This is a genomic window from Antrihabitans cavernicola (assembly GCF_008297975.1).
Taxonomy (GTDB): domain Bacteria; phylum Actinomycetota; class Actinomycetes; order Mycobacteriales; family Mycobacteriaceae; genus Antrihabitans; species Antrihabitans cavernicola.
This window is the reverse complement of record NZ_VLNY01000016.1, coordinates 79929-97146: the sequence shown is the minus strand read 5'-3', so window position 1 is coordinate 97146 and position 17218 is coordinate 79929. Positions and strand designations below refer to the sequence as shown.

Sequence of the window (17218 nt, the reverse complement as noted above, 5' to 3'; positions counted from 1 at the left end):
GCTCGATACAAGGCGGTCAGGGTGAAGATTTCCTCGGCCTGCGCGATCGCCGACGCCCGATGCTGGGCGCGCAACTGATCGATCAGCCGCCTCGCCTCATCACTCGCATCGGTATCGAACATGCATTCGATTCTACCGCATACATGCAGATCACGCCAGCTTTTTCCGTTGCTCAGCGAGGGCAGTACCGCGAAGTTGCGCGGCGGCGCTGCGATTCATGTCGGGCGTGCTGTCGGAGGTGATGCGCGCGAACAGGTCCGGGTATTTGTCGACCTCCCCGACCAGCCCCGACATGGTGAGCAACGTACTGGACGAGTGGTACCGCACCAGATACTCCACGTCGCATACGGCTGCGGCGAGTGCGTCGATCAGCTCAGCGGTCGGCGCGAACTCACGTAGCGCGATCGCGGCGTCGATCCGCGGGCCCCAGTGTCCCGGTTCGCGGAGCACCGGCAGGATTTCGCGTCCGTAGCGTTGCTCACCGGTCAGGGCGAAACACGCCTGCGCAACGCGCACGCGAAACGATCCCGTTGCTGCGGGCAGTTGGTCGAGCAGAGCAGGCAGCAGGTCTCGTGGTGGACGAAACTGCCCGGCCAGCGCCGCAATCGACTGCGCGGCAAGGGGATCGCCCGCGCCGAGGCCGAGGCGTAACAGGTCAGCGGTCGATCCCCTGCTGAGCAGCCACTTGCGGCGGAGCTTCGTGTAGTCGGCTCCGTCGTGCCACACCAGGTACGGGTCGCCGAACGTCGCGAGCCGAAATTCTTGCCATGGGTTGTAGTCCACGCTCACGTTTTAAGGATTCCTTAAGGACTCCGTCAGCGGTGCCGGACATGGTTTATCCAACAAGCCGAACACCGAACAGACTAAGGAACCAGACACCATGAACCGCACGCCCGCCAAGATCATCGCCGGACTCGCTGCCACCGCCGCCGTCACCGGAGCGCTCGCAGTCGCGGGCACCGGCATCGCGAGCGCCGATTCCTACACCGGCAATCCGGGCCACGCCCTCACGTCGACGGCCGAGTGCCGCCACGACGACGGCCAGGTCAAGATCAAGTTCGATCACCCGACGGTGTACGCGCAGCCCGACTACCTGCCGGGTGAGCACCAGACAGTTCGCTACCGCACGGTGGTGGTCGACGTGGCCAACGGCGACATCATCGGAGTCAGCAACTACGAGAGCGCCAAGGCCACCGTCGACAAGGCCGCCGATCTGGACACCACGGACGACGTGAAGGTCGCAAGCTCCGATTCCGCGCACTACGTCGCGATCCAGCAGGTGGAATGGCTCGCCTCCAACCAGCAGACCGTGGTCGGCACCACCGATCTGTACGCCACCGCGTACGAGGTCAAGGACGGGCGCACCCTGCTCGGCACCTTCGATACCTGCCAATAACGGCATGCGACAGAACTGGGCGGGTCCACTAGAGGGGGGTGGATCCGCCCAATTCTGTTGTCACCGAACCACTTCCTCGAATACCATGACGGTCGTGCCGATACGCACGCCGTCGCCGTCGGCCAGGATCGCCGCACCGTCGATTCGCTGCTCGTTGACGTAGACGCCGTTCGCAGAATGCAGATCGCTCAACAGAATTCCCGCCCGGCTGCGCGTGATCCTCGCATGGTGCCGACTGACTTTGGGGTCGTCGAGCTCCACATCGTTGTCGGTCATCCGACCCAATGTCAGCCCGTCCGCACCCACCACCACCACGGTTCCGTCGGCCAGCCGTAATTGCCCGCGCCGCACCACGTTCTGCGTTTCGGCCACCGTCTCGTTCATCGCCAAGGCAGCACGCCGCGACGGCCGAGCGAGCGACAGCGGTTCCTGCCGCAAAACCTGTTGCTCCAGCTGTGCCAGCGCAGGTCCGGGATCGATACCCAGTTGATCGGACAGGATGGTCCGGACCCGACGCGCCGCATCGAGGGCGTCCGCCTGCCGCCCGGACAGATACAGCGCGGTGATCAGCTGGCCCCACAACGGTTCTCGCAGTGGATGATCGGCGGTGAGCGCGACCAGCTCGCCGACCACCGATGCAGCCCCGCCGCCTGCGATGTCGGCGTCGATACGAGCCGACGTGGTGAGCAGACGCTCCTCGTCCATCGCAACGGTGAAGTCGTCGGCGAACCCGATTCCGCGTAGGTCGGCCAGCGCAGCGCCACCCCATTCGGCGAGCGCCGCAGCGTAATCGCCTCGGCTACGGGCATTTTCGAACCTGCCGAGATCGCAGTCGTCATCCGCGAGCTCGAGTCGATAGCCGGGCGCGACCGTTCGCAGCATCGAAGCGGCATCGATTCCTTCGGCGCGCAACGACTTTCGAATGTTCGACACCGAAACCTGCAGGCTCGCACTGTAAGCGTCGGGCGGCTCGCCGTTCCACAGCGCGTTTGCCAGCGCCTCGGCGGGAACAGCGCGGCGCCGGTTGATCGTCAGCATTGCCAGCAACGCCCTCGGCTTCGGGCCCCCGACCGCGAGTGGTCGACCGTCCACCAACAGCTGAACAGGCCCGAGAACCCGTATGTCGACTCTCGGGCCCATCACGAATGAATCCCTATCCGGCGCTGACCGACCGGCCGGCCGACTTCAGGTCGTTGCATGCCTCGATGACACGCTCAGTCATCCCGGCCTCGGCCTTCTTCAAGTAGCTGCGGGGGTCGTATACCTTCTTGTTGCCGACCTCGCCGTCGACCTTCAGGACGCCGTCGTAGTTGCTGAAGAAATGACCGGCAATCGGACGCGAGAAGGCGTACTGCGTGTCGGTGTCGACGTTCATCTTGACGACGCCGTAGTTCAGCGAGTCGTCGATCTCCGACTTCAGCGAGCCCGAGCCACCGTGGAAGACGAAGTCGAACGGCTTGCTGCCCTCGGCAAGGCCGAGCTTGGCCGCAGCGACCTTCTGGCCCTCGGCAAGAACCTCGGGACGCAGCTTCACGTTGCCCGGCTTGTAGACGCCGTGCACGTTGCCGAAGGTGGCAGCCAACAGATAGAGCGAGCCCGAGTCGCTGGCACCGAGCGCATCGACGGTCTTCTCGAAGTCCTCGGCGGAGGTGTAGAGCTTGTCGTTGATCTCGGCTTCGACGCCGTCTTCTTCGCCACCGACGACGCCGATCTCGATTTCCAGAATGATCTTGGCCGCGGCAGCCTTCGCCAGCAGGTCTTTCGCGATCTCGAGGTTCTCGTCGATCGGGACCGCGGAGCCGTCCCACATGTGCGACTGGAACAACGGATTCTTGCCCGCGTTCACGCGCTCCTGCGAGATGGCGATCAGCGGACGCACGTAGGTGTCCAGCTTGTCCTTGGGGCAGTGGTCCGTGTGCAGGGCAATCGTGACGTCGTACTTCGCGGCGATCACGTGCGCGAACTCGGCGAGCGCGACCGCGCCCGTCACCATGTCCTTGATGCCGAGGCCGGAAGCGAACTCGGCGCCACCGGTGGAGAACTGGATGATGCCGTCGCTACCCGCGTCGGCGAAACCCTTGATGGCCGCGTTGACCGACTCGGAGCCGACGCAGTTGATGGCCGGGAAAGCGAAGGCGTGCTCTTTGGCCCTACCGAGCATCTCGGCGTAGACCTCGGGGGTTGCGATGGGCACTGTGAACTGACCTCCATGGCGAGTGTCGAAAATCCGTCGACTCACCATAAGACAGCGGACGCCACCGTGGGACAAGGGCCTGCACATGCGGCTATCAGGGGATCTTCAGGTTGATGCCGGTAAGGTAAGCGACGTGATTGTGCAGGCAGCGTCGGAGTCCGTGACCAACTTAGCGTTGATGCCCCAGTGGCTCGATCCGATGTACTTGCTCACTGGCGACGGCCCGTTCGCATCGGCCGTGCTTCCCGCCATTCTCGTCATCGTCTTCATCGAGACAGGCCTGCTGTTTCCGCTGCTCCCTGGCGATTCGTTGCTGTTCACGGGCGGTTTGCTCTCCGCCCAGCACAATCCTCCGGTGTCGATCTGGGTGCTGTTGCCCGCCGTCGCATTCACCGCGATCGCAGGCGATCAGTGTGCCTATTGGATCGGGCGCAAGATCGGACCCGCCCTGTTCCAGAAGGAAGATTCGCGCTTCTTCAAGAAGCAGTATGTGACCGAGTCGCACGAGTTCTTCGAGAAGTACGGTCCCAAAACGATCATCTTGGCCCGATTCGTCCCGATTGTGCGCACCTTCACACCCGTCCTCGCGGGCGTCTCCGCGATGAGCTATCGCAAGTTCCTCGGCTTCGACATCGTCGGCGGCATTCTGTGGGGCGGTGGCGTCACCGTTCTCGGCTACTTCCTCGGCAACATCGCCTTCATCAGGAACCATGTCGAGGCGATCTTCCTGCTGATCGTCTTGATCTCGATCCTGCCTGCCATCATTTCGGTCGGTAAGCGCGTCCTCGACTCGCGTCGTGCATCCAGCCAGGTCGATCGCGTTGCAGTTCCCAACGACCCCACCAGTTGAACCGGTGAGCACCTTCGCCGGCGGTTTCGAGGCCCTCGAAACCGCGGGCCCGCTTGTCGTGTGGGCGATCGTGTTCACCTTCGTCTTCCTCGAATGCGCGCTGATCGTCGGCTTGTTTCTGCCCGGTGATTCGCTGCTGATCACGGCGGGCATCGTGCTGTCGTCGCATGCGGGGAGCGAGCAGGCGTGGGCGCTGTCCGCGGGCACGATGATCGCCGCGGTCGCAGGCAATCAGGTCGGCTACGTGATCGGCCATCGCGGTGGCTCGAAGTTGTTGGTACGCAAAGAGGGCAAGTATCTGAACACCCACAATCTGCACCGCGTGAACGTGATGCTGGATCGGCACGGCTTCTGGGCGGTGCTGATCTCACGCTGGATCCCCTGGGTCCGTACGTTCTGCCCGCTGGTCGCCGGTGCCGCGAAGATGGATCACCGCAAGTACACGATCGCCAGCACGCTCGGAGCCATTGTGTGGGCACCGGTTCTGATCATGGTCGGCTATTACGCGGGCACCTTCATCGAACGCGTGTCGTGGCTGATGCCCACCGTGCTCGCCGTGATGGTTGTGGTGTTGTTGGCTGGCATCGGCGTCGGCGTGTGGCACTACCGCCAGGAAATGGCCAAGGAGCCGGAGTCCGTCACGGTCGACGAGGTCCATTCGGCTCATATGCGGTAGCGACGAATCGCTCGATCAGCTGCCTTTCGACGTCGGGCGTTTCGGCAGGCCACGACAGGAACGACAGCACCACCCGCACCACCCATTGCGCAGCAAGCGGATCGTCGGCAGCATCGATGCCGGCGAGCGTGGCTGCGGTGGTTGCCAACTCGGGTGCTCGCAGCAGATATTCGTTCACCGTCGTCGACGACGTGCGGTCCAGTAGTTGCGACGCGACGGGATCGCCGCGAACCGCGGCGAGCGATGCGGTGATCGCGGTGACGAATCGCTCACGCCCGGTCAACGGCGACACGGCTCGTGCGACCCGATCGCCGATTCGAGCCGCGGCGCGAGTCAGCACGGCGTCGGCGATGGCGGATTTGCCTCCGACGTAGCGATAGACCGTCGCACGGGAGCACCCTGCGGCGGCTGCGATGGCGTCGATGTCGATGGCGGCCGGCCCGTCGCGGGCGATCAGCTTGGCGGCGGCGCCGAGAATGCGCTCGACGGCCAAGGCTTCACGGTTGCCGCCGACCAGCCAGTCTCGACGGGTTGGAGGCACGATACGAAGTCCGATCTGTGTCGCACAGTGAGACAGAATACTGACAAGCGTACCGGATAACTGCAGTTCAAACACTTTCGATGAGATAGACCGGCCGCCCAGATATCAGCCGAATTCTCAGTTGTTCCGGAGCTGTTGACGGCGGTTCCGCCGGACCCGACGATCGGGGAATGACAGCCTTCACCGAGCTCGACGATCCCTATGCGATGTACGAGCGGTTGCGCACGAGCGACCCGGTCCATCGGGTGAGCTGCACCGATTTCTATCTCGTCTCGACTTGGGATCTGGTCATGGAGGCGGTCAACAGGCCCGCGGACTTCTCGTCGCATCTGACCGCCGCGTTGGTGCAGCGACCGAACGGCAAAGCAACGGTGTTCGATCTCGACGGTGCGGGCCAGGCAATTCACGTGCTGGCAACCGGCGACGATCCGACGCACATGGCGCAGCGCAAGCTGGTGCTGCCTACGTTGGTGGCGAAGCGAATTCGAGCGCTCGAACCGGCAATCGAGGCGATGGCCGCGGAGCTGATTACCGATGGCATGCACGACAATCGGATCGAGTGGATGTCTGCGGTGGGCGATCGCCTGCCGATGACCATCGTCGCTCGGCTGATCGGGCTACCCGAGCAGGACGTGCCCCAGTTGGTCGAATGGGGTTATGCCAGTACCGAACTGCTGGGCGGCGTCACGGCGGAAGACCGGCTAGGCGCGGTTGTCACCGCTGCCGCCGCATTGGCCGACTACCTGCGCAGCAAGCTCGAACTCGCCGGTGCGTCGCCGACGGACACTTTGCTCGGCGACCTCGCACGCGCACATTTCGCGGGTGATCTCGACAGTACTGTCGCGGTGCTCATGCTGGTCCAACTCGTGGGCGCCGGTGGGGAATCCACGGCGGGTCTGATCGGCAATGCAGTTCGCATGCTTGCTCTCGATACCGCACTGCAACAACGGATTCGGGTCGATCGCGACCTGCTGGCCTCCTTCTTGGAGGAAGCGCTGCGTCTCGAGTCGCCGTTTCGCGGGCATCATCGCCACGTCGTAGCCGATACCACCCTCGGCGGCGTGCGACTACCGGCGGGCAGCCATCTGTTGTTGCTGTGGGGCGCGGCCAACCGCGATCCCCGCGCGTTCGACGATCCCGACCAGATCCGTTTGGATCGTCCGAATCTCCGCGCGCACTTGGCATTCGGAAAGGGCGCACACTTCTGCGTCGGGGCGGCGTTGGCCCGCCTCGAAGCGCGAATTTCGCTGAGTGCGCTACTCGACGCGACGAGTGAGTTCGCCCTGGCCCCCACCCCCGACGCGGCACAGTGGTTGCCGAGCATTTTCGTTCGACGGCATCTGAAACTGGACCTGGTAACCGTGGCGACACCGGACCACACTTGACAGGTCCAGCCACTCGATCCGGAGGTCACAACTATGTCGACACAACCAACAATCGTTCTGGTGCACGGATTCTGGGGCGGGGCTGCGCATTGGGCAAAAGCCATCGTCGAGCTGCGCAAACGCGGATACGGGTCGCTGTTCGCGGTGGAAAATCCCCTCACCTCGCTGGCCGACGATGCCGCACGTACGCAACAGATGATCAAGCAGGTGGACGGCCCGGTGTTGCTGGTTGGACATTCCTACGGCGGTGCGGTCATCACGGAGGCGGGTGATCTGCCGAACGTGGTCGGCCTGGTCTACATCGCGGCCTTCGCGCCGGATGCCGGCGAGAGCCCGGGGCAGATCAGCCAGGAGATGCCGCCTGCCGCGTTCGACAACATCAAGCCCGATTCCGACGGTTACCTGTGGGTGGAGCAGGACAAGTTCCACGAAAGCTTCTGTCAGGACCTGACCGCCGACGAGGCACTCGTGATGGCTGTGACGCAGAAGGCGCCGCTCGGTTCGACATTCGGCGACAACGTCACGGCACCGGCGTGGAAGAACAAGCCGACCTGGTATCAGGTATCCACCGATGATCGAATGATCCACCCGGACAACGAACGTCGGATGGCGCAACGCATGAGTCCGCGCCACACGATCGAGCTCGCGGCCAGCCATGCATCGTTGGCATCTCAGCCTGATGCGGTGGTCGACCTCATCGATCGCGCGGTGGCCGACCTCGGATGGTTCTTCGCGTCCACCGCGCGAACGCGCCTGCGCCCAGCATCGCCGAACCACCGAGAACAGCCGCGGCAACTCCCAACGCGGCAACACCGCTGATCACGCCGACCACGATCGGCCCGGTGAACATGCCGACGTCGTGGGTCAGCCGCCACGCACCGAGGAATTCGGCGCGGTATCCGTCCGGTGCTGCGTCTGCGCCGATCGTCATCATGACGCCGTTGCTGAGTCCGTTAGCCAAGCCGAGCAGCACAGCTACGCAACCCATGGTCAGCGTGCCGGTGGAGAGGGGCAAAACCAGGTAGCCGAGTCCGAACACCACCATCGACGGGACCGCGACCGCGCGGCGCCCCAGCCTGTCCATCAGCAGTCCGGAGGGATAGGACATCAGGACGTCCACGGCGCCGCTGACGCCGAAGATCAGGCTGGTGGTCGATGCGCTCATGCCGATATGCGCGGCCCACAGCGGCAGTAGTGCCGTTCGGGAGGCGCGCGATGCACCCATCGCCAAGGCGCCGGACCCGAGTGTCCCCAGCAGCCTGCGGTGCTCTACGATCACCGATGCCAGCGAGCGAACCGGGCCTCGACCGTCGGCGATCTCGCCGTCCGGCAGCGTGGCCATCAACCCGCCGGAGGCGACAATCGCGATCAGTTGCACCCAGAGTCCGCCGCTCAGCCCCACCCAATGTACAACGCCCGCACCGAGAAACGGACCGACGAAGAAGCCGAGACGCATCGAGCCCGCCAGCGTCGACAGCGCCCGGCCACGGTCGGCGATCGGCACCGCCGACACCACGTAGGACTGACGGGCCAACCCCCACACCGCATTTGCGACACCGAGCAGCAGCATGCCGACGCCGAGCACGGTGACGTTCCACGCGGAGATGCACAGGACAACGCCCACGGCACCGAGCGCCGAGCCGAGCACCACCGACCAGCGCTCGCCGATCCGCGACACGGCACGACCCGCCGGTAGATCGCCGAGCACCATGCCGAGGCCGGACAGCGCGATGATCACGCCGGCCACCGCGGTCGACGCCCCGAGTTCCAGCGCGCGCAACGCGAAGATCGGCGTTGCGGCACCTTGGCCGAGGCCGAACACCGCGGCAGGAAGGAAGACCTGCAGGGTCATCGCCCGCAGGCGAACGGGCTCTGTTCTGCGACAGTCCGATTCGGTGGCTGTCACTGCTTGAAGAGAATCACTGCGCCGCCGCAGCGCGGCCCGCGAACTGACTTTCCGGCCGAGGCAGCCCGAAGTGATCGCGCAACGTAGTGCCCGTGTATTCGGTGCGGAAAAGCCCACGCTCCTGCAGGATCGGAACCACCGTCTTCGCAAAGACTTCGAGACCGCCTGGGTAATACGGAGGCATCACGTTGAAGCCGTCAGCGGCTCCCTTGGTGAACCATTCCTCGATGGTGTCGGCGACCTGCTCCGGGGTGCCGACGAAGACGCGGTGCCCGCGGGCACCGGCAAGACGGTGCAGCAATCCACGCACCGTCGGCTTCTCGCGTTGCACGATTCCCGCGATCACCTGCAGCCGACTGCGCGAGTTGTCGGTGACATCGCCTGCATCGCCGAACAATTCGACGGGAACGGGGCCGTCGAGATCCAGGTGATCCAGGTCTTTCCCGACCAGGTTCCGTAGCTGACCCAGCCCGTAGGCGGGTACGGTGAGCTCGTTGAACTCTCGCTCCAACGCCTTGGCCTCGGCTTCGGTGTCCGCGATGAACGGGCTGATGCCGGGCAGGATCTTCACGTGCTCCGGGTTGCGGCCGAACGAAGCTGCGCGGGCCTTGATGTCGGAGTAGAACGCCTGCGCGTCTTCGAGCCGCTGATGCGCGGTGAAGATCGCCTCGGCGTATTGCCCTGCGAAGGAACGGCCGTCGTTCGACGCACCTGCCTGCACCAGCACCGGGTGACCCTGTGGTGTCCGCGCCGAATTGAATGGCCCACGCACCCGCAGATGGCGACCGACGTAGTTGATTTCGTGGATCTTGTCCGGATCGGCGTAGATACCGGATTCGGTGTCGAGGACGATCGCGTCGTCCTCCCAGCTGTCCCACAGCGCGACGACGGCGTCGACGAACTCGCGGGCACGCGAGTACCTCTCCGCGTGATCTGGATGCTTCGCGAGGCCGAAATTGGCTGCGGCCAAGTCGGTTCCGGTGGTCACGATGTTCCAGCCCGCGCGACCCCCGGAGATGTGATCGAGCGACGAGAACAGGCGGGCAAGGTTGTACGGCTCGTAGTACGTGGTCGATGCGGTGGCGATCAGTCCGAGATGAGTCGTCGCCGCGGCAATGGCGGTGAGGAGCGTGATCGGCTCCAAGCCCGGTGCCGCATAGTGTTTCACGTTCTGACGCAGCGCTGGACCGTCGGCGAAGAAGACGGCGTCGAACTTGGCGGCTTCGGCAGTACGACCGATTTCCTGGTAGTAGCTGACGTCGTAGATGCGGTCCGGCGCACTGTCGGCGTGCCGCCACGCCGCCTCATGGTGGCCGGAGGGATAGATGAAGGCGTTGAGGCTGAGCTGTCTCGGCTGCGTGGTCTCGTGCATCTACCCGACCTCCTGCAAAGTCTTGTCGAATACGTTGGTCGGCCTGGGCAGGCCGTAGTGCTCGCGCAGGGTCGAGCCGGTGTAGTCGGTGCGGAACAGGCCGCGCTCACGCAGGATCGGCACCACGGTGTCGACGAACGCCTCGAGGCCGGACGGCAGCACTGCGGGCATGATGTTGAAGCCGTCGGCGGCGCCCGAATCGAACCATTCGGTGATCGCGTCGGCCACCTGTACCGGCGTGCCGGTGAACGTGCGATGACCTCGTCCGCCACCGAGCCTGCCGATCAGCTCACGCACCGTGAGGTTCTCGCGGCGGGCAAGACTGACGACCAGTGAGTACCGACTCTTGGCGCCTTCGATCTGATCTTCGGACGGCAGGTTCGCGGGCAGTTGCTCGTCGAGGGACAGCTCGGACGGGTCGATCTTCAGCGTCTTCGCCAGTTCCTTCAGCGCGTACTTCGGCACGATCAACCGATCGAGCTCGCTTTCCAGCGCCTGCGCCTGGGCCTGGGTCTCACCGATGATGGGGACGATGCCGGGCAGGATCATGATGTGATCGGGGTTGCGCCCCAACGCCTTTGCTCGGCTCTTGAGGTCGCTGTAGAACGCCTGGGCGTCGGCGAGGGTCTGCTGGGCCGTGAAGACGGCTTCCGCGTACTTGGCGGCCAGATCCTTGCCGTCTTCCGACGAACCGGCCTGGACGATCAGCGGATGGCCCTGCGGTGAGCGTTCCACGTTGAGCGGTCCACGCACGCCGAAGAACCGACCCTTATGGTCGACGGTGTTCACCTTGTCGTTGTCACCCCAGGCGCCTGCGTCTTTGTCGGCGAGGATTGCGTCGTCATCCCAGCTGTCCCACAGCTGTTGTGCCACTTGAAGAAATTCGGCGGCGCGGTCGTAGCGATCGCGGTGGTTCGGCAGCGTGTCGAGGTTGAAGTTCTGCGCCGCCTCCGCCGTCGCGGTCGTCACCACGTTCCAACCTGCGCGACCACCGGAGATGTGATCGAGCGAGGCGAAGGCACGAGCGAGGTTGAACGGCTCGTTGTAACTTGTTGTGGCCGTGGCGATCAGGCCGATGCGACTGGTGACGCCTGCGACAGATGCCAGCACCTGGATCGGCTCGAGCCCACCGGCGGGCCGACGGCCGACGTCCTGAAAGAGCTGCGGGCTGTCGGCGAAGAAAATCGAATCGAAGGTGCCGCGCTCGGCGATCTGCGCGAGTCGTCGAAAGTGGCCGATGTCGGTGTTGGCACGGGGATCGCTTTCCGGTAGGCGCCAGGACGATTCGTGATGTCCCGTGCTCATCAGGAACGCGTTGAAGTGCAACTGTCGGGTCATGCGGGTACTCCTGTCGGTTCGCGGTCTACGCCCAGACTTTCGAGCAGTAGTTCGCGGTATTCGTTGAATGCCGGTTCACGATGGCGGCGAGGACGGGCAAGGTCGATGCGTTGGTCGACGGCGATTCGCCCCTCCTGCAGTACCAGAACGCGGTCGGCGAGCAGCACGGCCTCGTCGACATCGTGGGTGACCAGGAGAACAGCGGGACGGTGCTTGGCGCAGAGTTCCTGCAGCAGCACGTGCATCTTGATTCGGGTGAGCGCGTCCAGCGCACCGAAGGGTTCATCGGCGAGCAGTAGGTCAGGCTCACGAACAAGAGAGCGCGCCAACGCAACTCGCTGCTGTTCGCCACCGGAGAGCTCTTTGGGCCATGCTCGCTCGCGGCCCGCGAGACCTACCTCGGCCAACGCTTGTCGGCCACGTTCTTTGGCGTCACGACCGGCCAGTCCGAGCACCACGTTGTCGAGGACTCGGGCCCACGGCAGCAGCCTGGAGTCCTGGAATACCACTGCCCTGTTGGCCGGAACTTCCAGCTCGCCGGAACCCGGTACGTCGTAATCCAATTCGGCGAGCGCGCGCAGCAGCGTGCTCTTGCCCGAGCCGCTGCGGCCGAGGAGCGCTACGAACTCGCCGCGCGCGATGTCGAGGTCGATGCCCTGCAGGACGGCGCGCCCGTCGAAGCCGCGGTGCAGGTCCCTCGCGTGTACCAGTCCGCTGTTCTTCAGTCCGCCAACGTCTGTCGCCATACCAGCGCCCTCCGTTCCACTGCGCGCACGACGAGATCGCCGAAGAGGCCGAACAGTGCGTAGATGACCAGCCCCACCACAATCACGTCGATCTGTCCGTAGGTTCGGGCCTGCGTCATCAGGTAGCCGATGCCGCTGGTGGCGTTGACCTGTTCGACCACCACCAGCGCCAGCCAGGAGATGGTGACGGCCATGCGCACGCCGGTGAAGAAGCCGGGCAACGATCCGGGCAAGGCAATCTTGCGAATGAATTGCCACCGCGAAAGGCCCACGGTTTCAGCGAGTTCCACGTGTCTGCCGTCGACGCCGCGCAGTTGGGCGTGAGTGTTGATGTACACGGGGATCAGGACACTGGTGGTGATGACGATGATCTTCATCGACTCGCCGATGCCGAACCACACGATGAACAGCGGGATCAGCGCGAGCGTCGGGATGGCGCGTTTGATCTGGATCGGGCCGTCCACCAGCGCTTCACCGATTCGGCTGAGGCCGGCGACCAGCGCCAACACAAGGCCGATCGCGATGCCGAGAACCAGCGAAATTCCGGCTCGCTGAATCGATGTCAGCAGGTTGCTTTGCAGGGTGCCGTCGCGCCAGAGGTCGGCCCCGGTGTGGAAGACCGTCAGCGGTGACGGCAGGGTTTCCGGGTCGAGCACACCGGTCGCGGAGGTGATGATCCAGGTTGCGAACAGGATGATCGGGCCGATCGCGTGCCCGAACGGAATAGGGCGACCGGGACCGAGTCTGCGACCCTTGGCTTTTCGCCTTGCCAACGGCGCGTCGACTGCCTTGTCACCGGTCAGCGCAATGGGCCGGTTGAGCGTGTGGACCGCCATCAGCTTTTCTCGCGGTCGAACGTGGCGCCGATCTCGTTCACGGTCTTGGTGACCATGGCGTCGAATCGGAGGTCGAAACCGTCGGTGGCCTTGATCTTCTTGGGGAGTTGCCCCTCTTTGTCGAGCACGTCGATGGTGGCCTGTTGACGCGCGACAAGGGCGTCGTCGAGGTGCGGAAATGCCCAGTTGCCCAGGGACGCAACGATGCGCTTGCCGTCCTCGGCACTGATCTTCTGACTGTCCACGTAATACTTCTGCACCCACTCGTCGGGATGGGTGTCCGACCAGTGGACAGCGCGGATGTAGGCGGCGTCGAAGGCTTGCAGCGCGGCTGCCTTGCCCGGATCTTGGATAGCCTCGCGGCGCGCGTAGACGAAACTGAGACCGCTTCCGGTGCCGTCGGTCTCGGAGATCGGCACGGTCGACGAGCCGGGGGTCTTGAGGAAGCGTGTCAGGCGCGGCTCGTTGAGGGGTGCGACATCGACCTGGCCGGTGCGGACGGCGTCGTTGAAGTCGGCCAGCTGCAGGCGGACCAGTTCCACATCCGAGGTCTTCAGGTTCGCCTTGGCGAGTGCACGGAGAACGATTGCCTGCTGCGCGGTCCCTTCGGCGTAGGCGATCTTCTTGCCCTTCAGGTCGGCGAGCTTCTCGACCTTCTGCCCGGGTGCGACGGCGAGCGGAGTGTTGTTCGGATCCGACTGTGCCGCAGCGATGATCGGTACATCCTGACCCGCCAGCAATGCCTGAATCGGCGGCACGTCGCCGACGCCCGCCACATCTGCGGACCCGGCGCGGAAGGCTTCGAGGATCGAGGGCCCGCCGACGAAGTTTGCGAACTCGTATGCAAACGGCAGCCTGTCCAGCTCTCCCGAGGCGCGGAGCAGCGTCTGGATGCGTTCCTGCTGATCGGCGATCACCAACTTGGTGCCGGCCGGGATCGCGGTCGGCAAGGCGGCGGACGAGGAGATCGCGTTGTCGGGCGTCGAGTCGTTGCTGCAGCCGGTCAGCACCGCGGTCGATGCCGCGAGGGCGGCAAGGAAGAGGGCAGCGGACGACGTTCTTCGGCGCAGCAATGTCATGCCCACCAGCTAACAACCGCTGTCGGTACGCGAAAACCTTTACGGTTGGCGTGATTCGAAGTGGATCAGTAGCCCGCGGCGCTCACTACGTAGGCCGCTTCCATCAGCATCCAGCCGCTGAGCTGCACCGAGTAGTCGCGTTCCGGAATATCGGACGAGTGAACGGTTCCGCCGGTGAAGACAGCGAGGGTGTTTCCGTACCCGGGCAGGACCGCGGGTACCGACCAATCGCGGCCCCACAGCGGTTGCTCTTCGACTTCGAGCCTGTTGTCCCATGCTGCAGCCGCCGAGGCCAGCACGATCTTGGCGGCGAGGTCGCGGGCTTCGGTGTCTTCGGGTGAGTTTCCCGGCAGCATCACAGCGACGAGCGCCAGATAGCGGGCGAGGATGCCGTTGAACAAGCCGCCGTCGCCGCCACCGCCGCCGACGATGACGTTCTTGTCGGTCAGCTGATCGGCGACGGCTTGCATCAGTCGGTGGACGCGTTCGGCGTGGCGCGGTTCGCCGATGCGAACGGCCAGTTCGGTTTCCAGCCCCAGCACCACACCTTGGCAGTAGGTGTAGATGGCGCGGTCGAGCGGGTCGGCGGGTGCGCGATCCGGTCGGGTGCCGTCGTAGATCAAGTGTGTGGTGGGGTCGACCAGGTTGTCGTCGATCCAGTCGGCCATGGCCTCTGCCCGCCACACCTTGCCCGTTCGGGAAAGCATGATGCCGCCGGGGCCGTTGGCGGGGGTGTTGTAGAAATCGGAGCCACGACACCACGGGATGCCGCCGCCTTTCTCGGGCGCCCACGAGTCGAAGATGCTGTCTTCCAACGCTTCGATCGCCGATCGGTGTTCGATCAACTGGGTGCGCTGAGCGCGTTCGAGTGAGATGCCGAGCCACGCCATGTCGTCGTAGTAGCTGTTGGTCCAGCCACGCAGATTCCGAATCCGATGCGTGCGAGCTATGCGCACGATGCGGCGGCGGCGCAACGGAGTCGGTTCCCGGTCTGCTGCGTCGACGGCGCAATCGATGAGATGCGCCTGCCACCAGTAGTCCCAGCGGAAGAACAGTCGTTCACGGCGGACGGCAGGCCAGGCAACGACGCCGAGCAGCGTGCCCGGAATGCCCCACAGTCGTCGCAGGTTCCGGGTGACGATCGCGGCCTCGGCCAGATCTGCCCGCGTCGACCACTCCTGTGTGGTTACCGCCGCTCCGCGCATAGGACGATCTTGCCACTGCATTTTCATCAGAATGGCGCCTTTTCTTCAGGCGCTTCCGGTGGTTCCCATTTGTCTGGTCCGTTGCGGATCTTCGGAGTCAGGTCGGGATCCGGTGGTGACGCGGTCAGTCCGCCATCCGGCAGCGTGATGTGGGTGGTTTGGTAGCTGCTGGTCCAGATGACGATCCCGCCGGGCAACATTTTCGCCGACCACAGTTTCATGGTTTTGAGTTGGTGGTGAAATGCGCACAGGCATTGCAGATTCGACGGGATGGTCCAGCCACCCGTATGCGGGGCGTGGTGGCGAAACGGAATCACATGATCAACCTGACACTTCTTCGCCGGGACCCTGCACCCCGGGAATCGGCAATACCGATCCCGGGCCCGAACGATCGCCACAGTTTCCGCATCAGGTCGGTACTCCAGGGCTCCCGGTGGAGGTTGGCTGTGGCCGCCATGGCCGTCCGGGTGTTCCCCGTTTGCTAGCTGTGGGTCTTTCGCGATCGCATTCGCGACCAGCTCGGCTACCGCGGTCGGTGACAGTTCGGTGGTCGCCGGATCTGTTAATGCGGGTGTCGACCCGAACTCCGGCAACCACCCCGCCGTGCGGCGCATCCCGCGACCATGGAAAACCGCCACACACGCCCGCGGTGGGTTGGGCTTGGCGGGCTCGCAGGGGTCCGGCGACGATTCCGATTCCGACGTCCTGACCAAATCTTGCGCTGCCGATTCTTGCTCAACCGAATTCGATGTCGGTGCATCCAGGCGCGCCGAATCCGGTTGCGCCGAATTGAAATTGGACGATTCTGATTCAGGGGAATCCGTCTGTGCTGAATCCGGTTGCACAGGTCCACTTTCAGCACCAACAGCGTCGCCGTCGGCGCTGTCAGGCACCGGCGCGCGCTGTCCTGCCGCATCGGCTTCGACTTCGGCAGCGGCTTCGTCGTCGACAAGACCTAGGGAGCGTGCCATCTCGAGGGCCTCGGTCAACATCGCCTGCCACGTCCCGTCGGCGGCAAGTTCGCGCGCCAACGCGGGATCGATCGGACCGTCCCCTTCGAGATAGGCCGGGTTCGACAACAACCCCAGCAGCGTCGCGACATCGATCGACACCTGCACCAACGGGGTCCGCCGCTTCGCCGACACCTTCTCCGCAGCAACACAATCAGCACGACCACACTTACATTGCAACCGGTTCTCACCATGAATCAACGCTTGAAACGCATCCACCAACCGGTACTGCCTGTTCCGGCGATCATGTTTGCAGACAGTGTCGGCCACCTCCGCGATCCGTTGCCACGTTGCCTCACACTCCTCGGGTGAGAGGACCGCCTCGAACACACCGAGATCACCATCACGACGCTTCCGCACCCGCCGACACCGAGTCGCATCGATACGCCGCTCCGCGACCTCGTCAGGGGCGATCCGGATCAACACCTGCTCGATCGCCGACCCCAACGGCCCCGGCGACAGACTCCGCGCCGCAGCAACAATCTCCGGTTCCGCCGCGGCCACGGTGGCCGGAGTGAACCCACCCAACGACCGCGAAATCTTCGCCACCCGCGCATAATCCAACCCGCCCGCCGCGAACGCCACCCGCGTCAGCGGCAAACGCAACCGCAGGTCGAGGCCGAGCAACGCATAGTTCTCGGCCATCGTCTTCGAACACCCGATCCGCACCGCAATCTCCGCCAA

Annotated in this window: 16 protein-coding genes and 1 pseudogene; 5 read left to right on the top strand and 12 right to left on the bottom strand. The window is 64.4% G+C overall.

Annotation, left to right across the window (positions count from 1 at the left end):
* Nucleotides 1-150: 150 nt before the first annotated feature.
* On the bottom strand, nt 151-789 hold the full coding sequence (locus tag FOY51_RS23475) for a hypothetical protein (protein ID WP_149432696.1): 639 nt from the start codon (nt 787-789) through the stop codon (nt 151-153).
* A gap of 91 nt (nt 790-880) precedes the next feature.
* On the opposite strand from FOY51_RS23475, the gene FOY51_RS23470 reads away from it, so the two are divergent.
* Nucleotides 881-1396 (top strand): hypothetical protein, encoded by a 516-nt coding sequence (locus tag FOY51_RS23470; protein WP_149432695.1) that lies wholly within the window; start codon nt 881-883, stop codon nt 1394-1396.
* A gap of 60 nt (nt 1397-1456) precedes the next feature.
* Here FOY51_RS23470 and FOY51_RS23465 read toward each other — a convergent pair whose 3' ends face one another.
* Together FOY51_RS23465 and fbaA are read right to left on the bottom strand one after the other, a co-directional pair.
* The gene (locus FOY51_RS23465) at nt 1457-2536 is read right to left on the bottom strand and encodes a BTAD domain-containing putative transcriptional regulator (protein ID WP_149432706.1); all 1080 of its coding nucleotides are present in this window, start codon (nt 2534-2536) and stop codon (nt 1457-1459) included.
* A 13-nt stretch (nt 2537-2549) separates the two neighbouring features.
* A complete protein-coding gene (gene fbaA / locus FOY51_RS23460; protein ID WP_149432694.1) occupies nt 2550-3590 on the bottom strand; it encodes a class II fructose-bisphosphate aldolase in 1041 nt (346 codons plus the stop codon).
* A 178-nt stretch (nt 3591-3768) separates the two neighbouring features.
* Here fbaA and FOY51_RS23455 point away from each other — a divergent pair, with 178 nt between their 5' ends.
* Together FOY51_RS23455 and FOY51_RS23450 are read left to right on the top strand one after the other, a co-directional pair.
* A complete protein-coding gene (locus FOY51_RS23455) occupies nt 3769-4440 on the top strand; it encodes a DedA family protein (protein ID WP_187776441.1) in 672 nt (223 codons plus the stop codon).
* Between the two features lie 4 nt (nt 4441-4444).
* Complete coding sequence (locus FOY51_RS23450; protein ID WP_149432692.1) at nt 4445-5116, top strand: DedA family protein; 672 nt, start codon at nt 4445-4447, stop codon at nt 5114-5116.
* Here the strand turns inward: FOY51_RS23450 and FOY51_RS23445 are convergent.
* Complete coding sequence (locus tag FOY51_RS23445) at nt 5079-5657, bottom strand: TetR/AcrR family transcriptional regulator (RefSeq protein ID WP_149432691.1); 579 nt, start codon at nt 5655-5657, stop codon at nt 5079-5081. The genes FOY51_RS23450 and FOY51_RS23445 overlap by 38 nt on opposite strands.
* Nucleotides 5658-5827: 170 nt before the next feature.
* Between FOY51_RS23445 and FOY51_RS23440 the strand changes: the two genes are divergently transcribed.
* Together FOY51_RS23440 and FOY51_RS23435 are read left to right on the top strand one after the other, a co-directional pair.
* Nucleotides 5828-7042 (top strand): cytochrome P450, encoded by a 1215-nt coding sequence (locus tag FOY51_RS23440; RefSeq protein WP_149432690.1) that lies wholly within the window; start codon nt 5828-5830, stop codon nt 7040-7042.
* Between the two features lie 33 nt (nt 7043-7075).
* Nucleotides 7076-7762 (top strand): annotated as a pseudogene (locus FOY51_RS23435) (alpha/beta hydrolase); the annotation flags it as partial.
* On the opposite strand, the gene FOY51_RS23430 reads toward FOY51_RS23435, so the two are convergent.
* The 8 genes from FOY51_RS23430 to FOY51_RS23395 form a co-directional block, all read right to left on the bottom strand.
* Nucleotides 7737-8894 carry an MFS transporter gene (locus FOY51_RS23430; protein ID WP_235916680.1) on the bottom strand — a complete coding sequence of 386 codons (1158 nt, stop codon included), beginning with the start codon at nt 8892-8894 and terminating at the stop codon, nt 7737-7739. The pseudogene FOY51_RS23435 and the gene FOY51_RS23430 sit on opposite strands and share 26 nt — an antisense overlap.
* Nucleotides 8895-8961: 67 nt before the next feature.
* On the bottom strand, nt 8962-10320 hold the full coding sequence (locus FOY51_RS23425) for an LLM class flavin-dependent oxidoreductase (protein ID WP_149432688.1): 1359 nt from the start codon (nt 10318-10320) through the stop codon (nt 8962-8964).
* On the bottom strand, nt 10321-11658 hold the full coding sequence (locus FOY51_RS23420) for an LLM class flavin-dependent oxidoreductase (RefSeq protein WP_149432687.1): 1338 nt from the start codon (nt 11656-11658) through the stop codon (nt 10321-10323).
* Nucleotides 11655-12404 carry an ABC transporter ATP-binding protein gene (locus tag FOY51_RS23415; RefSeq protein ID WP_149432686.1) on the bottom strand — a complete coding sequence of 250 codons (750 nt, stop codon included), beginning with the start codon at nt 12402-12404 and terminating at the stop codon, nt 11655-11657. The genes FOY51_RS23420 and FOY51_RS23415 overlap by 4 nt, the downstream gene beginning before the upstream one ends.
* On the bottom strand, nt 12380-13240 hold the full coding sequence (locus FOY51_RS23410; RefSeq protein ID WP_149432685.1) for an ABC transporter permease: 861 nt from the start codon (nt 13238-13240) through the stop codon (nt 12380-12382). Before FOY51_RS23410 ends, FOY51_RS23415 begins: the two co-directional genes overlap by 25 nt.
* Complete coding sequence (locus tag FOY51_RS23405; RefSeq protein ID WP_187776440.1) at nt 13240-14319, bottom strand: ABC transporter substrate-binding protein; 1080 nt, start codon at nt 14317-14319, stop codon at nt 13240-13242. The genes FOY51_RS23410 and FOY51_RS23405 overlap by 1 nt, the downstream gene beginning before the upstream one ends.
* 65 nt (nt 14320-14384) lie before the next feature.
* The gene (locus FOY51_RS23400; protein ID WP_235916678.1) at nt 14385-15551 is read right to left on the bottom strand and encodes a glycoside hydrolase family 76 protein; all 1167 of its coding nucleotides are present in this window, start codon (nt 15549-15551) and stop codon (nt 14385-14387) included.
* Complete coding sequence (locus tag FOY51_RS23395) at nt 15551-17203, bottom strand: HNH endonuclease signature motif containing protein (protein WP_290367919.1); 1653 nt, start codon at nt 17201-17203, stop codon at nt 15551-15553. Before FOY51_RS23395 ends, FOY51_RS23400 begins: the two co-directional genes overlap by 1 nt.
* Between the last annotated feature and the right edge of the window lie 15 nt (nt 17204-17218).

Excerpts from the sequence above, each read along its gene's own strand:
- FOY51_RS23470 (WP_149432695.1), top strand. The coding sequence starts at position 881 with ATGAACCGCACGCCCGCCAAGATCATCGCCGGACTCGCTGCCACCGCC.
- FOY51_RS23465 (WP_149432706.1), bottom strand. The coding sequence starts at position 2,536 with ATGGGCCCGAGAGTCGACATACGGGTTCTCGGGCCTGTTCAGCTGTTG.
- FOY51_RS23455 (WP_187776441.1), top strand. The coding sequence starts at position 3,769 with ATGCCCCAGTGGCTCGATCCGATGTACTTGCTCACTGGCGACGGCCCG.
- FOY51_RS23440 (WP_149432690.1), top strand. The coding sequence starts at position 5,828 with ATGACAGCCTTCACCGAGCTCGACGATCCCTATGCGATGTACGAGCGG.
- FOY51_RS23430 (WP_235916680.1), bottom strand. The coding sequence starts at position 8,894 with ATGACCCTGCAGGTCTTCCTTCCTGCCGCGGTGTTCGGCCTCGGCCAA.
- FOY51_RS23425 (WP_149432688.1), bottom strand. The coding sequence starts at position 10,320 with ATGCACGAGACCACGCAGCCGAGACAGCTCAGCCTCAACGCCTTCATC.
- FOY51_RS23420 (WP_149432687.1), bottom strand. The coding sequence starts at position 11,658 with ATGACCCGACAGTTGCACTTCAACGCGTTCCTGATGAGCACGGGACAT.
- FOY51_RS23415 (WP_149432686.1), bottom strand. The coding sequence starts at position 12,404 with ATGGCGACAGACGTTGGCGGACTGAAGAACAGCGGACTGGTACACGCG.
- FOY51_RS23410 (WP_149432685.1), bottom strand. The coding sequence starts at position 13,240 with ATGGCGGTCCACACGCTCAACCGGCCCATTGCGCTGACCGGTGACAAG.
- FOY51_RS23405 (WP_187776440.1), bottom strand. The coding sequence starts at position 14,319 with ATGACATTGCTGCGCCGAAGAACGTCGTCCGCTGCCCTCTTCCTTGCC.
- FOY51_RS23400 (WP_235916678.1), bottom strand. The coding sequence starts at position 15,551 with ATGAAAATGCAGTGGCAAGATCGTCCTATGCGCGGAGCGGCGGTAACC.